We start from the raw sequence: 16,944 nt of genomic DNA, 5'->3' as shown, positions 1-16,944 counted from the left end.
TTTTTGCTTTTGATTTATAGTCTGGCGTTTTTTTGCATAGTATCTGAAATAGGCATTTGGAAATGAAATGAACGGCTGGGACAGTGAGAAAGTGGGGTTGTAAAATGAGGGCTGATAAGTTTAAAGTAGCGGATTTCCATTGTGATGTGCTAAGCAAAATGCAAGCCTCCCCGGATATAAATTTTGACAATGATCCTCGATTAGATGTTACTGCGGAGCGGCTGGCTTCTGGCGGAGTGGAGTTGCAATGTTTTGCAATATATCTTTCAACTAACAGAGGAAAACCAAGCTTTGAACATGTTCTAGGGCAAATTGATCTCTTTAGGCAAAAGATAGTGAACACAGATGGGCTTCAGTGGTTACAGTGGAAGGAGCAAGTAGGGAATCGATTAGTAGGCGCACCTCCACAAGCAATGCTCTCTCTGGAGGGCGTAGACGGCTTAGAAGGGAACTTGTTCTATGCTCAGCTCTGTTTCGAACTTGGAGTACGGTTTCTTGGTGTGACTTGGAATTATGCGAACTGGGCAGCAGATGGTGTGCTAGAGAAGCGTAATGGTGGATTTACGGAAAAAGGGAGAAAGCTGATAGAATGGTGCAACGAAAGTGGAATGCTGCTTGATGTGTCGCATTTGTCGCAAGCGGGGTTCTGGGAGTTGGCCGATTTAAGCAATCGTCCGTTTATTGCCTCCCATTCGAATGCTGCAGCTATATGTGGGCATGCTAGAAATTTAAATGATGAACAGATTAAAGCATTGATTGCAATGGATGGAAGAATGGGCCTGACCTTTTATCCGTGGTTTGTACGTGATGATGGGAAGGCTCGCATGGATGATCTGCTAAAGCACATTGAACATGTATGTAGTCTCGGCGGAGAGAAGCATTTGATGTTTGGCTCGGATTTTGACGGCATTGATACTTGGGTAGAGAAGTTGGAACATCCGGGAAAATACCCTGATCTTATAGAGCAGCTTCTTCGTTATTATTCAGAGGATACTGTGAAAGGCTGGATGTATGAGAATGCGACCTCTTTTTTAAGCGCAAACTTACCCTCTCAGGTGTCTAAACCATGACAATCTTGTGCAAAAAACATAAATTGTCGAAAAAAGGGGCTTCGTTATGATGCAGCCCTTTTTATTTTTGGGTAAGAAGATGTATAATGGTTAATGGCTTGTACAGATACTAGAGAAAATACAAGGAGTGACTTTACAATGAGTAAGACTGTACCCGTAGGTGTGTCGGCTAGACATATTCACCTTACGCAAGAGCACGTGGAGGCTCTGTTTGGCCCAGGATATCAATTAACTGAGTTCAAACCACTTTCCCAACCAGGACAATTTGCAGCAAATGAACAAGTAGCAGTTATCGGTAGCAAAGGTAAATTTGACAAGGTAAGAATTTTGGGACCTGCTCGTCCGGCTTCCCAATTAGAAATTTCCCGTACTGACTCCTTCGCACTTGGCGTGAAAGCTCCAGTTCGCGAATCTGGAAATATTGAAGGAACACCTGGCATTACGCTCAAAGGACCTGCTGGTGAAGTTGAATTAGAACAAGGCGTTATCATCGCTGCTCGTCACATTCACTTCCACACTTCTGAAGCTGAAGCTTGGGGCATTGCGGATAAGCAATTGCTTAAAGTCCGTCTCGGTGGCGACCGCGGTCTCGTATTGGAGAACGTAATTGCTCGTGTATCCGACAGCTTCAAACTTGATATGCATATTGATACTGACGAAGCTAATGCTGCTGGTGCCAACAATGGCGACACTGCTGAAATCGTAGACTAGTCTTCATACGAATGATAAGAAGCGGGGGAGAAATCCTTCGCTTTTTTTGTTGTGTGTTGGGAAACGTTATTTGGCTGATACGCATACTTAAACATTTTTCGAACTGTATAGCAGCTATTTCGGTATTTTGATGTGTTTTGCTAAGGTATCGGACTGCATAGTTCTTATTAGCTATTAATTGTACTGGTATCCTGAAATGGATTTTTAATGAAAATTGGTGTGATGATAAAGAATATCTATTATTATGTGACTAATTGTGTTATGATTATTGTTTATGACGTGACAAATGGATTTAATGTTAAGAATATATGTATTAGAAATTAAGGAGACCCAATGACATTTAACGAACTGAATATTATGCCTGCGATTTTAAAGGCTTTAACCAAAGAAAACTATACATCACCTACACCTATACAGGAGCAATCGATCCCAGCTGTATTAGCAGGTAGAGATTTACTTGGATGTGCTCAAACGGGAACAGGAAAGACAGCTGCATTTTCTGTACCTATTATTCAATTATTAAGCGAACAAACAAGTCCCAATAAATCAAGCAATGTGCGACGCATTCGCTCGCTGATCTTAACACCGACAAGAGAACTTGCGATTCAAATTGCTGATAACATAAAAGCGTATAGCCAATACACAGATATCCGCTCTGCTGCCATCGTTGGCGGTGTATCACAGAAAGTACAAGAGCGTGCCCTGAATCAAGGTGCTGATATCTTAATTGCTACACCAGGAAGACTTATCGACCTGATCAATCAAAAACGTGTGGATTTACAGTATGTCCAAATTCTTGTCTTGGATGAGGCTGACCGCATGCTAGATATGGGTTTCATCCATGATGTGAAGCGAATTATCGCCAAAATGCCAACGAAGAAACAAACACTGTTCTTCTCGGCAACGATGCCTACTGAGATCTCCAAATTGATCAAAACCTTGCTTGTGAATCCAGTAAAAGTAGAAATCACACCCGTGTCATCTACTGCGGATAGAATCGATCAATCGATCTATTTATTAGAGAATGGAAATAAGCAGAATCAATTGAATCTTTTGTTACAGGATAAATCAATCATTTCTGCTCTGGTGTTTACTCGTACAAAACGTGGTGCGGACCGTGTTACACGCGATCTAGCGAAAGTGAACATTTCTGCACAAGCCATTCACGGCAATAAATCGCAGAATGATCGTCAGAATGCATTGCGGAATTTTAAAAGTGGTGCAACCCGCGTTCTTGTAGCTACGGATATCGCCGCGCGAGGAATTGATATTGATGAGCTGTCTCATGTAATCAACTTCAACTTGCCGAATATTCCAGAAACCTATGTGCACCGGATCGGTCGTACGGGTAGAGCTGGGTTAAGCGGAACGGCAATATCTTTTTGCGAATCTGAAGAGCTTCCGTTCCTTAGGGATATTGAAAAATTGATCGGAAAATCGATTCCAGAAGTGAAGGATCATCCGTATCCGATGTCTCGTAAAACGCAAATGAAGACAGAACGATCTTCGAAACCGTCAGGTTCGAGATCTGCATCTTCTAAACCATCGACTTCCAGACCATCAACAGCTAAACCAGCGGGGGCAAAACCAGCGGCATCAAAACCTGCCAAAGCAAAACCTAAGTCTAACCCTCCATTAAAGCCAAAGTCCGAGTGGTTCACTAAAGGAAGACAAACGAGCAGCAGATAAGTTACTTTGAACGCTGTACGTTTTTTATAGTAAGACCTCAAAACCGTCAGAGAAATCTGATGGTTTTTTTGTTAGTTGATGATAAGGGGAATTCAAGATGGGTATAGTTTTTGTAATATTAGGGTGGGGTGGAAGTTATGAAGAAGATATTTAAGGCACCTAATTCGATCGTATGCGAAGAAATCATTCCGAGTATTTTTAACTCATGGGACAAGGATGCTTGTTACTTCGAGTAAATAATGGGAGTGGAAAGTTAATAACTAAATTTGGGGTGGATAACTCTGGTGAGCGATTGATGAAGTTAAAGATTCACAAGAGGTAGGGAATGACCTTAGTACTGCATTTGAAAAGGTTAAACCTCTACTGAGTATTCTAGAAAATGGTTATTACCTGATGTCTTATATAGAAATGATACCAACTAACGGAGAAGGAGAGTTTTTTTGGAACTTATTTACTAAGAGGAGAACGTATAATGCGTCAGCTGATGTTTTTTACAAGTACCATTCAAGCACGGTGATTCCAAAATTCCTTTTAGCTTCTCAACGAATCGATTGTTTAAACATTGAAAGAGTTATGAATATAGGGAGCAAATTAAAAATGGGGAGATCATGACTGGGCTCGCATATTTTTATGAAGGTTTTATGAGTACATTAATTGACGGACATCATAGGTCCACTGCTGCATACATAGAAAATAAAACTTTAGAATATCTAACTATACTTAAAGTTTCGGGTTATGGAATTGATAGTCATGAGCCAAAACATTTTTATGTTAGTAGTATGGGATATGAGTTCAAATTGCTCAAAAATAATAAGAAAGTCTACAACAATTTAAAAAAGGATTTTTCTTCGAAAAAAGCTAAGCTTACAGCGGAAGAGATTCAGTTCATTATTGAAGACTGCGAGAAAATTAAATGTGAGAGAGAAGTGTCAAATGAAAATAGAGTTCTAGACTGAAAAATAAAGTGTTAGACTCGGCAAATAAAGTATTAGACTGACACTGCGTTATTAAGCTAACGGGCAGGTTAGTTCAATAGGACACGACATCAATTTGTTTAACCAGACATCTTCATTTAGAATAAAAGAAGAGATAGAAGGGAGTGTCGCAAATGGAATACCTATCAATTACGATATCACTTGTGTCCTTAGTTGTATGTTTAACTGTGTATAACAAAGTAAGTGCCATGGAAGCTCGTATCAAAACAATGCACGTAAACGTTGACCAAATTGCCAAGTCTGAAGGTCTGCCCCCACATCTTGTTCAAAATGAGGTTCTCCAGCTCGTACGTAACGGCAAGGAAGTAGCAGCTGTTAAAAAAGCGAGAGAAGTGCTTGGTTTGTCACTATTAGAAGCGAAGCAATATGTGGATGCCCTAAAGGAATAGCTGCAACAATGCGTCCATTCAAAAATAGCCCAAAAAAGACTATCGACAAGTCCATTCGATAGTCTTTTTTATGATATATTATCAAAAATTAAACAGGAGTAGTAATATTGCTGTCGATGGTACCTTTGCGGTAATGGCTTTAAGCTAATGGGCAGGTTAGTTAAAAGGGCGTTTTATTGAAATTAACCGAAGTAAAGGAATAGTGAAATGTTTACGATTCTTCTTGAACTAACGGGACACGTTAGTCTAGAGATCCTGGGAGCAGTTTGCCACCGCGGCAGCTGCTCCTTTCTTCGTTAAGTTAACGGAGGATAGTTTGTAAATGCTGATATAAGGATGTACATATTTGCTTGTGTAAGAATGTTCTAAAATGATTGGTATAATCCTTAAAAACAGCTGCTAAGCGCTTTTCTAGGATTATATGCGTACAAGTGAGCTTCTTGTACATAGTTTTCTGTGAATATTACATGTATAGAAGTGAATGGTTTGTGAAACAAAACCATTCCAACTCTATATATGCCAACAACTGAAGCGAGAGCGGAAGGCGTTAGTTAGAGCCAAAGATTCTTAATTCTTTGTTATTATTCAAGCGTTTTGTACAATCTTATCCAAGCGAAACTGTACATTTAGATTCAATCATTTACACCCTATCCTATTCTTTGGAGGAGGCCGGGGGCAGGATAAAATCCTGTTCCCCGTTGTCGGCGGCGAAATGGCACGTCAAAAATCCAGCCTGTCAAGGGTTTTAGGGTGGAGATTTTTTCTGTGCTGCGCCTGCGGCAGAATAAATACTACCCGCCCCTTGATAGGTTAGATTGGTGGAGTGGTGGTATTGGGATAATCTATAGATCATCCTGCACGCCAAAATGTGATATATTGGCTATAATCTATAGCTTAAAATGAGCTTAAAGGAAGGAATCGCTATCAATGATCATCGCTGTCGATGTGTATTATGAGGAAAATAAAGCGAAATCAGTGGGGGTTATTTTTCAATGTTGGGAAGATTCTAAACCACTCGAAGTCATCATGTCTTATACGGAAAACCCTCACAAATACGAAACGGGTTTTTTCTATAAACGAGAGCTCCCTTGCATACAGGAACTGTTGAAACTTACTGACATAAATCAAATACATACCATTGTTGTGGATGGCTATGTGTACTTAAACAATGAGAAAAAGCCCGGGCTCGGACATTATGTTTACACAAATTTTTCAGGGGAAATTCCAGTGATCGGTGTTGCAAAAAATGCCTTTCACGACAACGAAGCCTTTGTCAAAAAGCTTTACCGAGGCAACAGCTCCAAGCCTTTGTATATAACCTCTGTCGGCATGGAGCTAGCAGTCGCTGCCGAGCACATACAGAGTATGTACGGAGAATACCGATTTCCGCATCTGCTGAAATTGCTGGATAAGCAAACGAAGGAAGCCCGGCTATAATCAACAGGGGGGATTCAATATGTTGTTTTGGAAGAAAGAAACACAACTTGATCGAATAAAAAACAAACTCGAAAAGGCCATGCGCAAAGATACGGCTTTTTTGGTGTTTGGAGCATCTTCACATAAATACAAGGTTTATGAAGTGCTTACAGCAAAAGAGCTTGCGGACTGGCAAGCAAAGAATCAAGTCACACTTCCGGAGCCTTATGCCCAGTTTTTAACGAAAGTCGGAAATGGAGGTGCCGGGCCTTATTACGGGATTTATTCGATTGAAAAAGCAACTTCCTATACCGAAAGAAATGCATTCACTACAAAATGCGTTCTACACCCGAGAATGACAAAAGAAAAATGGAACCATCTGATCGAGCCACTGATCAGTGATGAAGACATCTCCGACCCGGAATACGACGCCGCCCGTGATAGGGTGATGGGCGGCATGTTGTGCATTGGCACACAAGGCTGTGAATACGATATGTATCTCGTACTTGAAGGGAAACACAGGGGGAAAATCATTTACACTGCAGTTTTTTATCCTGATCATCCCTTTTTCTTTGTCTATGAAGACAACTTTCTGGACTGGTATGAGCGCTGGCTGGACGAAATTATTCTGGATTATGATATCGCATGGTTTGGCAGTAGAATGCCGGGCGATGAAAATGCGTTGATACAGGTTTATCAAAACGCCCCAAACGAAGAAATCAAATCAAAAGCGCTTGATGGAATGTTCAAGTTTAAGAAAATCTCGCAGCCAACCATTGATTTTTTAAGGAGCGTTGCTGAGCAAAGACAAAATGATCGCACCACAGCCATTCAGCTAATCTGCAAAACCTCTTTTGATGCGGGAAGAGACTATCTTCTGGAGCTGTTGTATTCTGAAAGAAATGAAGATTTTTTACAAGCTTTAATGATTCTGAATTGGTACGGTAAATCTTTTGATTTAGCGGAATTTATAAAAGTGATATTGCAAAGTCTTGACAGGGTTCACGATTCGGAAACGTTACGTCATGTGGGGTATGTTTTGGAATCTTCCGGCGCGATTACACTTCAGAACTTTGCGTCCTTTTTGTGCCACACCGACTCGAATATTCAATCTGCCGCAATCTATGCCACACGCAATTGCAATGACAAATCGGAAAGTTGGGAAATCATTGAACAGATGTTAGTGGGTGGCGATAAGGAGGTTGTGAAAAACACTATTTTATTTTGGGGCGTTATCCCTCATGAGAAGTTATTGCGTCATTATAAGGTTGCATGGCCGGAATATAAAAGCAATATTAATTTCAGAGAAAAATTTACAGGTTGTTTGAAAAAATTAAATTTGCCAGATGATTATTTTGACAAAGAATAATTACTCATTATTCATACAATGCGGATGCATGACCATAAATCAAACTTTATCCTATAAATATTAGTGGGTCTAATATCTACAAGACCAACAACCAATTAGTTTTAGGCAGGTCACGGTTTACACCGTGGCCTTATTTTTCTGTCGAATGACAAGAATATAAGCCGATTAATTACCGCGTAAATCGTGGTTTTATTGTTTTATCGGTACATATTCTTGTCAATGTACAATGTCAAGAATATGTACCGATTGCCAAAGAGCTATTAAGTTTTCTCACGAAGGCTCATTTATTCGTGAAATTTGTCAGCTTGATAAGTGACGATAGATAACGCTCTACAGGAATGCTAACGGGAAACGATAGTTCAACCATGACAAGGCTGCCAGCACGATTGGCAGCCTTGCTGCGCTAACGGGCAGGATAGCTCAGTAATTTCGCGAATACTCAACATACGGAATTATTCACGAAGTTCGCGAATAAGACGTTGTCTGAAACCCCTGATTATATAAACACAGAAACAAGAACGCTAGTTTGCATTTCTGTTTTAGGATAGAATGAAAGTACACTAACGGGTACGTTAGTGGAATAGCGGTCGCTTCGGCAGCCGTTTTTTATTTATTCAACTAACGGGCAGCAGAGCGTAAGCATTTCGAAGAATACTTCATACATAAGAAAATTCACGAAGTTCGTAAATAGGGCGTTATATGAAACCGCGGTGCAAGGAAAGGATTGAAATCATGGATCCGATCAATGAAGAAATTATAGAATGGTTTCACTCAGTCTTGAGGAATAAACTTTCAACAAAGGAATTTGAACAGTGGCTTTATGACAAAGAAGAGATACTTGAAGAATCATTAGGTAAAGATGTCTATTTTAGATTGATTAATCTAAAATATAATTCTAAATATGTGATGGATGAATTAGAAGGGCAACTTACAAAAATTCTTAATTATAGGTCAGTTGAAGAGTTTAAGATCAGAGATCTATTAAATCGATTTGTTTATATTGAGGAGGAATTCATTAGTTCTTGTTCACACATTTACAGGGAGTATTGTAATGGATATTCCTTTTTTAGGATGATAGCCCTTAAATATATTGTATTTGATTACGATGATCAACTTGCAGACCCAGTTAAAAGGTCAGAGTTTTCCCCACAATATAAAGATGAATTGTTAAATGAAGGATTGAGATTGCTTAGTTTTTTTGATTCTAATGAAATAGAAATAATTAGTGAGAATGAGTACGTAGATAAGAGACATAAGGATCTGAAGATTGAAGAGCAATATTGGACGTAATTCAAGGCTTAAAAAAAGATGTTGTTATATTGCTTGAATCAATTGTTTTTTTGGCTATTGGCTTGTTTCTTACTGTAAATGTAGCAAGTAAAATTTATGAGAGTTTTGGAATTGAATTCTTTACTCAACTCTCAGCAGCCCCCTTTTAATGCTAGATTGATGACTTTCAAACTTCCAACAACATTGTACCATATATTGGGATTTTTATGTTATCGTGTCGTTAAGCTAACGAGGAACTAGAGTTCAATAATGAGGGCTGCCGAGAGGTAGCCCTTTGTTCAACTAACGGGCAGATTAGTGGAGTAAAGATATGGTAAAATAAATAACATGCCCCCTTGATGGTTAAGGAGACTGACTTGGAATATTCTTAAGTCAATCGATAGCAAATTATACAAGGATAAGGTGTGATGCGGATGACTGATTTTACAATGATTAAAAAGCTGTTTCATATTACGAAACGAAACGGGTTTAGTCATGACGAGATACAAACCATTAAAAATAATTTTGGTGAATTGCCCCAGGTGTTTATAGATTATTATTTGGAACTCGGTAAAGACGAGCGGCTGAACCATACGCAAGATAGTTTGATCAAGCCCGAGCAATTCCAATACTTCAAGCATAGCGAATATTTAATTTTTTATTGCGAGAATCAGCGTGCCTGTGTCTGGGGAATCCATAGGAACGATTTATCCAGGTCCAATCCCCCTGTCTATATGAGTTACGATGAAAAGGTATGGAAAATGGAATTTGAAACATTGACCGATTTTTTTCAGGCGATGGCCTATTTGCAAACCGTATTCGCTCTTGAATACGGCTGTGTATCGTTCTATTCCATTGAACAAACCGACTTGGATTTTATTCGTGAAAATTTTAAAAACAAAGGTATTTCCTTTCGGCATTGGATTGGCATCGAATTTTATGGGAATTACGATGACAGCATAATAACGGTGATGAATAATGACGATAGTTTTGATTTGATTTATGCTTCAAGCGACAAAGAACATTTTGATAAAATGGATCGGGTTCTCTCAAAACTAGGAGTAGTACTTTGAAATTTTCTGTTTCAAGAAGTCAACAAAATAGGGACTTCAGAATGTCATCAATAAGTTAAATAGCTTGGAATAGCCTTACAGAAGAAGTGCGAAAAATAGAGTTAAATCCAGTGGGGCAAGCATCTGTTGTACTGTTTGGAATTGAGGATGAACGAAATGCTAATTGGATAAAAAAATAATTGTTCAAATCAGATAAAAGATGAATTTGCTGCAGTTACCTTAAAAACTAAAGACGATGAAAGGCTTGGTCCAATTATTATATATATTGATGTCCTGAGAAAATAAAGTTGTAGACTGAGAAAAAAAGTATTAGACTAGCGGACGCTTCATTAAGCTAACGGGCAGTTATGAGTAACTTCCAGGGAATGTAAACGTCTAAATAAAGTAAGGAACGAGGAGGCAGACATTTCATGAGAGGTACGAATGTATGGGATGCGGAGTGGGAGGTTAACGAAGAGCAGGCGCGGACGCTGATCGGCAGACAATTCCCTCAGCTGTCATCGAAGCAAGTGAAACGATTGGGCTGGGGCTGGGACAATACGGTTTTTCTCATCGGTGACGAGTACGTGTTCCGGTTTCCAAGAAGAACGATTGCAGTTGGCTCGATTCGTATGGAAGGGAAGCTGCTGCCGAAGCTGGAGGCATATATGACCATCCCCTATCCGAAACCGTTGTTTTATGGCGAAGCAAGTGACGAATACCCGGCACCATTTCTTGGCTATGCCTACGTGCCAGGAGATTTCCCCATCGGTTTGACGGAAGAACGCCGGGCTTTATCGGCAGAGACGCTGGCGAAATTTTTGCGGAGATTGCATGAGTTTCCGGTGCAGGCGGCGCTGAACTGCGGAGTTCAGCAAGATCATCGAAGCTTGACGGACATAGCATCGCGCAAAGTGAAATTGGAGGGCTTTCTATTGAAGGTGGTTGAACACTTGTCGCCGGAGGAGTCCGGTGTGATCGAAGCGTATATTAGCAGGCTGCAAACGGACCATGTCGAGGCGGTGAATGCACTGCTACATGGCGATCTTCATTTCAAAAATATGCTTGTGAATGAGAACGGGATCGTTTCCGGCATCATTGATTGGGGCGATCTGAGCGTAGGCCATCCGGCTTGCGATTTGAGCGTTGCTTACAGCTTTTTACCACCTTACGCTCGCGGCGTGTTTTTCGAAACTTACGGAGGAGCGGACGAGGAAACGAAGCTGCTGGCGCGGCTGATCGCGGTATACATCCCCGTACTGATCTTGATGCAAGCGGTCGATGACGGGAATGAAGCGATTGCGGCAGAGGCGAAATCCAACATCATGCGAGCACTGTCGGATTAGGCTCATTATTTCGTTGCAGCTATGGGGCTAGGGCTATCGGCTCCATTTTGTCGTTTAAAGGCCGCGATAAGGTACGATTCGCCTTCTCTGATGCCGCTTTATGTTGAGGAACACGAAATTCAACAGAGTAAGTCGTTGCGCTAACTGGGAACGATAGTTGAATAATACAAATTGATTTGCAGGAGCTACGGTATCCTGCTTTTTTCATTGAACTAACGGGCAGTTTAGTTTAAGAATGTGGTACATTTTATAAATAGTCGGTTAGTAAAGGAGCATTATCCTGTGAATAGGGAAGAAAGAAAAAAGCGTTTAGAATATCTAGTTTAAGAAAGAAAGAAACATGAAGAAAAATTGGAAAAAGAGAAACGAATTTCAGAGATGTTAGAGCTGTTCCCAGAAAAGGACAAAGTGGATATATTAGATGAGAGCGAAAGTGATAAGATTGAAAGTAAAATGACAGATTGTTTTCCGATTGGATTTTGGGGAAGAATTGATTGGGAAAAGGTAAATAAAAAAATTATTCTTACTAAAGAAGACATATGGAATATCCCTACCGTCCTATCTAATCAATCTTTGGACACTTCAGTTCCTGTTTACCTTATTGTTGGGATATATAAATACCCATTGGTAAAGACCTCCTTATTTACAATACTAGAAAGCATTGAGGATATTATGGATATGGGACCAGACCAATGGATTTATAGTCCATCGTTAAGATATGTAATTGAATTTTGTCATGATGAGGTAATAACAATAGGCTGGATATGAGGTGCTTATTAAGCTAACGGGGAACGTTAGTTCAATAACAGCGTCAGTCTTAGACTTTATTTATCAAGTCTTGTTCTGCCGCTGCTTCTTTTAATGAATCAGTCTAAAACTAATTTTTTAAAAACTGAGTAATCTCCAATTCAAAACCCCCGTTAAATCAACAACTCCAGTCTAATACTTTATTTTCACCGAACAAGAAGATTTAAGTGAGATGTTCGGCAGGAAAAACTATCCTGATTATCTAGCCATCGCATTTGGAAATATGGCAGGAGATGTTTCTGAAGGGCGTATTAGTGAACTTATGATGAAGAGGGGTAAGAATAGATAATATCAGAACATTAGTTACAGAGAATTTAAATTTACAAAAAAATAGCCGCTAAGCAGTTCCTCACTGTATAACGGCTGTTATCTTTTCTCTTATGCAGTCGCTTCAATTGCATTGTCCTGAACATAAGAACTAAGCTCTTGCTGAAGCGCTGTGCTGATGGAAGTCATTGGGAGGCGAAGCGTATCCGAATTGATTAGGCCATTCTGGCTAAGCATCCATTTGATTGGAGCGGGGTTCGATTCCTTGAACAAGAGACGGATGATCGGCAGTAGTTGTTCAAAGTTTTCTTTTGCCAAGTCGAATTGACCCGATTTGAAGGCTTCGTATATACGGATACATTCTGCTGGATAAACGTTCGCAGTAGCAAGCATACCACCAGCTGCCCCGGAGTTAAGCATTTCATAAAAGAGTGAATCGTCGCCGCCAAGCACAGGTTTGCTACCTGTACGAACTAGCTCAGTAACCATTTTGGTGCTACCTGAGCAGTCTTTTAATCCGACAACATTATTCATTTCTAGGATTGTGCGTGCAGTGTCTAGGGTCATAGCAGTACCAGTACGACTTGGAATGTCATAAGCCATGATCGGAATACCTACTTCTGCTGCTTTGCGGAAATGGGCAATGATGCCCTCTTGCGATGGACGACTATAATAAGGGACGACTACTAGTGCGCAATCCGCACCAAGGTTAGCTGCGATCTCTGTGCGTGCTACCGTAGAAGCTGTGTCATTGGTTCCTGTACCGACTACTAAGGGGATAGATGTTGATTGTAAAAGCTCACGAGAAGTGTTTACTAGAAGCTGCATTTCATTTACGGTTACAGTTGGCGATTCACCGGTGGTTCCATTAACGACCAGACCTTGTATGCTGTTGTTAATAATGTTCTTTACATAACGCTGATACGAATCCAGATCGACTTCACCAGCAGCATTGAACGGGGTGACCACGGGGACATAAATTCCATAAATCTGTTGTTCTGTAAGCATAAATTATCGGCCTCCAAAATATTTTAATTCCTCTACATACACTTTACCATGGAATGTTGCATCGTCGTTAGCTATAATAAATGATGTGTATCATCAAAAATATTGATGTTAGGGTGAGGTTATGGATTTAACCTATTTACGAACATTCCGCGAGGTGGCTAAACGTCAGAGCTTTACACGGGCTGCTGAAGAGCTAGGTTACGCGCAGTCGAGTGTTACGATGCAAATACAGAAAATAGAGAAGGAATACGGAGTGCCATTGATAGAAAGGCATGGTCGACAGCTGCGTCTTACCCCGCCTGGAGAAGAGTTGTTGAAGCTATTCGTGGAGATTTTGGATCTGTATGATCGTTCTAAAGAAACCATCGCCCAGCAAATTGGAGGTACGCTAACGATTGGTACGATTGATTCATTAGCTGCTTTCTACTTGCCACCCTACTTACAGCAGTTGAGGACGAAATTTCCGAAACTTGATATCCATCTACAAACGATGCAGGAAGCTAACCTCTTGGCCAAAATAAAAGATGGGGAAGTAGACATCGGTTTGATGCTGGATCGTACCACTACGGATTCTTTACTTGATCGTACGATCATAAGAGATGAACCGCTCGTGTTGATAGCTCCCATTAACCATCCCCTTGCCCAGATGGATACAGTAACGTTACAGGATCTAAATAACTGCGAATTAATTGTTTCTGAAGAGAGCTGTATTTATCGGAGTCTGTTCGAGAATTTGTTAAAAGAGCACGGGATTATATTCCGCATTGGTTTTGAGCTTTCGAATCTAGAAGCGATCAAACGATGTGTTATGAATGGGTTAGGGATTGCATTATTACCTAAAATTGTTGCAGAGGAAGAAATTGAGCGGGGGAACTTGGCTGAGCTGCCATTCGCACATCAAGAAATTCATTTTGATCTGCAGCTTTTGATGCATCCTAAGAAGTGGAAGTCTCAGCCATTGCAATTTCTAACGCAAATGTTACTTGCAAATCATTAGTTTATTCCCATCAGGGTCTTTCACCACAAACCATTGTTGATCTTGAATTTCGGTTACTATCTCTACACCGAGCTCCTTCATATAGTTGAAAGAGGCTTGCAAATCATCGGTTATAAGCATAAGAGCAGGTGTTGTAATTGGAGGAGCCCCTTCAGACTCTAAACCTCCCCACATGGGCATGGTGTCCAGAATGATCCCAGTGCTTCCTTGCATAGTTAACGGGCATAAATGACCGTTCATAATCGGATGATTTGCTTCATGGAGTCCTAAGACTTGGCAATACCAGCTGCGGGCTTTTTCAATATCGTGTACGGGGATAAATACACTGCCAATCAAATTCTTAATGGGACTTGTTGCTGAAGAATTTACAATGGACTGCGTTTGTTTATTCATTCGAATTCCTCCTAGGTCTGATAATGATAACCATTTATTTGGAATTTATGCATCTAGTCTATTTAAAACATAGAATCAGCCTACGCGCAAGTGAATCATTAATGATCAATAAAATCTTAAATTTGTATACAAAAGATAGCATTCTTTAAAGAAAGTCGCTGTAAATATTGACATTCAAAATCAGTTTATGTTATATAAAAAGAAGAATTAGCACTCATCTAACAAGAGTGCTAATCACGAAATGTTGGACAAGATGTTATTTTGAAAGGAGATTTACTTATTCATGGCCAAAAAAGAGTTTAAAGCCGAATCGAAAAGATTGCTGGAAATGATGATTAACTCCATTTATACACAACGGGAAATTTTTCTGCGCGAGTTGATTTCCAATGCAAGTGATGCAATTGATAAGATCTATTACAAAGCATTAGCTGATGAAAGCCTGGTCTTCAATAAAGAAGATTATTATATTAAAGTGACCGCCGATAAGGCGAACAGAACCTTGACGATTTCCGATACAGGTATCGGGATGACACAAGAGGAGCTGGAGAATAACTTAGGTACAATCGCGAAGAGTGGATCTCTTGCTTTTAAGAAAGAGAACGAAGCTAAAGATGGCCACAACATCATCGGACAGTTTGGGGTGGGCTTCTACGCTGCGTTTATGGTGGCTGATGACGTTATAGTGATCAGTAAGGCATTAGGCAGTGACGAGGCCTTTAAATGGGAGTCTAAGGGCGCTGACGGCTATACCATCGAGACTGTCGAGAAGGATTCTGTCGGCACTGATGTGATTTTGAAGATTAAAGAGAATACGGAAGAAGATCAATATGATGAATATTTGGAAGAATACCGCCTGAAATCCATCATTAAAAAATACTCCGACTTCATCCGTTTCCCAATTAAAATGGACGTGAAGGAGCAAAAGCCAAAAGAAGGCACGGAGAACGAGTTCGAAGAAGTTATTCAAGAACAAACCGTGAACAGCATGGTGCCTATCTGGCGCAAGAACAAAAGCGAGCTGACTACAGAAGATTACGATAACTTCTATGCAGAGAAACGTTACGGCTTCGATAAGCCGCTTAAACATATTCATATCAGTGCCGATGGTGCTGTAGTGTATAATGCAATCCTGTTCATTCCAGAAAATACGCCGTTTGACTATTACACAAAGGAATATGAAAAAGGTCTTGAGCTCTATTCCAATGGTGTACTGATCATGAACAAATGTGCGGATCTGCTGCCTGATTACTTCAGCTTTGTAAAAGGTATGGTGGACTCAGAGGATCTTTCCTTGAATATTTCCAGAGAGATGCTCCAGCATGACCGTCAGCTGACTCTGATCGCTAAGAACATTAAGAACAAAGTGAAAAGCCAACTGCAAAGCCTGCTGAAGGATGAAAGAGAGAAATATGAGCAGTTCTATAATGCTTTTGGCAGACAGCTTAAGTTTGGTGTCTATAACGATTATGGGATGCACAAAGACACCCTTCAAGATTTGTTGATGTTCTACTCCTCTAAGGAGAAGAAGCTGGTTACGCTGGACGAATACGTCTCAAGAATGCCAGAAGATCAGAAATATATCTACTATGCTTCCGGAGAGTCGATCGACAGAATCGAGAAGCTCCCGCAAACCGAGCTTGTATCGGATAAAGGGTATGAAATTCTCTACTTCACTGATGATATTGATGAATTTGCGATCAAGATGATTCAGTCTTATAAGGAAAAAGAATTTAAATCCGTATCCAGCGGAGATCTGGGGATCGAAGCCGACGAAGCGGACAAGCCAACGGAAGCGGAAGAGAACGAAAACAAGGAGCTTTTTGAAGCGATGAAGGACATCCTGTCCGGCAAAGTGAAAAATGTTAAAGCTTCCAAACGTTTAAAGACTCATCCGGTATGTCTCTCTGCCGAAGGTGAACTGACAATCGAGATGGAAAAAATCCTGAAATCGATGCCGAATGGCCAAGAGGTGCAAGCGGATAAGGTACTCGAAATCAACATCCATCACGAAGTGTTCCAGTCCTTGAAGGCGGCAGCAGAGAACGACAAAGAAAAGCTCGGTTTATACACGAACCTGCTGTACAACCAAGCCCTGTTGATCGAAGGTCTACAGGTTAGTGATCCTGTTCAATTCACCAATGATATTTGCAAAATCATGAAATAATA

General features: G+C 40.4%; 15 protein-coding genes. 13 read left to right on the top strand and 2 right to left on the bottom strand.

All coding sequences use genetic code 11. From position 1 onward, the window contains the following. Window positions 1–104 precede the first annotated feature (104 nt). The 11 genes from MKX41_RS12625 to MKX41_RS12575 all read left to right on the top strand — a co-directional run bounded on the left by MKX41_RS12625 (window position 105) and on the right by MKX41_RS12575 (window position 12,074). Window positions 105–1,070 (top strand): dipeptidase, encoded by a 966-nt coding sequence (locus MKX41_RS12625; RefSeq protein ID WP_340970849.1) that lies wholly within the window; start codon window positions 105–107, stop codon window positions 1,068–1,070. Between the two features lie 138 nt (window positions 1,071–1,208). Further along, on the top strand, window positions 1,209–1,781 hold the full coding sequence (pduL, locus tag MKX41_RS12620) for a phosphate propanoyltransferase (RefSeq protein ID WP_042128797.1): 573 nt from the start codon (window positions 1,209–1,211) through the stop codon (window positions 1,779–1,781). Window positions 1,782–2,114: 333 nt separating this feature from the next. Continuing rightward, window positions 2,115–3,470 (top strand): DEAD/DEAH box helicase, encoded by a 1,356-nt coding sequence (locus tag MKX41_RS12615; RefSeq protein WP_076285444.1) that lies wholly within the window; start codon window positions 2,115–2,117, stop codon window positions 3,468–3,470. A gap of 608 nt (window positions 3,471–4,078) precedes the next feature. Continuing rightward, window positions 4,079–4,426 carry a hypothetical protein gene (locus tag MKX41_RS12610; RefSeq protein ID WP_076299224.1) on the top strand — a complete coding sequence of 116 codons (348 nt, stop codon included), beginning with the start codon at window positions 4,079–4,081 and terminating at the stop codon, window positions 4,424–4,426. A gap of 152 nt (window positions 4,427–4,578) precedes the next feature. Continuing rightward, a complete protein-coding gene (locus MKX41_RS12605) occupies window positions 4,579–4,854 on the top strand; it encodes a hypothetical protein (protein ID WP_339242067.1) in 276 nt (91 codons plus the stop codon). Between the two features lie 927 nt (window positions 4,855–5,781). Continuing rightward, the gene (locus MKX41_RS12600) at window positions 5,782–6,291 is read left to right on the top strand and encodes an endonuclease V (protein WP_042189378.1); all 510 of its coding nucleotides are present in this window, start codon (window positions 5,782–5,784) and stop codon (window positions 6,289–6,291) included. A gap of 19 nt (window positions 6,292–6,310) precedes the next feature. Continuing rightward, the gene (locus tag MKX41_RS12595) at window positions 6,311–7,639 is read left to right on the top strand and encodes an SMI1/KNR4 family protein (RefSeq protein ID WP_339796738.1); all 1,329 of its coding nucleotides are present in this window, start codon (window positions 6,311–6,313) and stop codon (window positions 7,637–7,639) included. 732 nt (window positions 7,640–8,371) lie between these two features. Beyond that, window positions 8,372–8,929 carry a hypothetical protein gene (locus MKX41_RS12590; protein WP_340970837.1) on the top strand — a complete coding sequence of 186 codons (558 nt, stop codon included), beginning with the start codon at window positions 8,372–8,374 and terminating at the stop codon, window positions 8,927–8,929. A 413-nt stretch (window positions 8,930–9,342) separates the two neighbouring features. Next, on the top strand, window positions 9,343–9,981 hold the full coding sequence (locus tag MKX41_RS12585) for a hypothetical protein (protein ID WP_340970833.1): 639 nt from the start codon (window positions 9,343–9,345) through the stop codon (window positions 9,979–9,981). A gap of 410 nt (window positions 9,982–10,391) precedes the next feature. Further along, window positions 10,392–11,306 (top strand): phosphotransferase, encoded by a 915-nt coding sequence (locus MKX41_RS12580; protein WP_340970831.1) that lies wholly within the window; start codon window positions 10,392–10,394, stop codon window positions 11,304–11,306. A gap of 351 nt (window positions 11,307–11,657) precedes the next feature. After that, window positions 11,658–12,074: a CDI toxin immunity protein gene (locus tag MKX41_RS12575; protein WP_340970828.1), complete on the top strand. Its 417-nt coding sequence runs from the start codon at window positions 11,658–11,660 to the stop codon at window positions 12,072–12,074. Between the two features lie 417 nt (window positions 12,075–12,491). Here the strand turns inward: MKX41_RS12575 and dapA are convergent, their stop codons facing one another. Next, a complete protein-coding gene (gene dapA, locus MKX41_RS12570) occupies window positions 12,492–13,388 on the bottom strand; it encodes a 4-hydroxy-tetrahydrodipicolinate synthase (protein ID WP_340970825.1) in 897 nt (298 codons plus the stop codon). Between the two features lie 121 nt (window positions 13,389–13,509). Here dapA and MKX41_RS12565 point away from each other — a divergent pair, with 121 nt between their 5' ends. After that, window positions 13,510–14,385 (top strand): LysR family transcriptional regulator, encoded by an 876-nt coding sequence (locus MKX41_RS12565; protein ID WP_042189369.1) that lies wholly within the window; start codon window positions 13,510–13,512, stop codon window positions 14,383–14,385. Here MKX41_RS12565 and MKX41_RS12560 read toward each other — a convergent pair. Next, a complete protein-coding gene (locus tag MKX41_RS12560) occupies window positions 14,368–14,778 on the bottom strand; it encodes a VOC family protein (RefSeq protein ID WP_340970819.1) in 411 nt (136 codons plus the stop codon). The genes MKX41_RS12565 and MKX41_RS12560 overlap by 18 nt on opposite strands. Before the next feature lie 283 nt (window positions 14,779–15,061). Between MKX41_RS12560 and htpG the strand changes: the two genes are divergently transcribed. After that, window positions 15,062–16,942: a molecular chaperone HtpG gene (gene htpG / locus MKX41_RS12555; RefSeq protein WP_340970816.1), complete on the top strand. Its 1,881-nt coding sequence runs from the start codon at window positions 15,062–15,064 to the stop codon at window positions 16,940–16,942. Window positions 16,943–16,944 lie beyond the last annotated feature (2 nt).

Source organism: Paenibacillus sp. FSL R5-0475 (assembly GCF_038004585.1).
Classification (GTDB): domain Bacteria; phylum Bacillota; class Bacilli; order Paenibacillales; family Paenibacillaceae; genus Paenibacillus_AQ.
The sequence above is the reverse complement of the archived record's forward strand: the minus strand, read 5'-3'. Positions and strand labels throughout refer to the sequence as shown.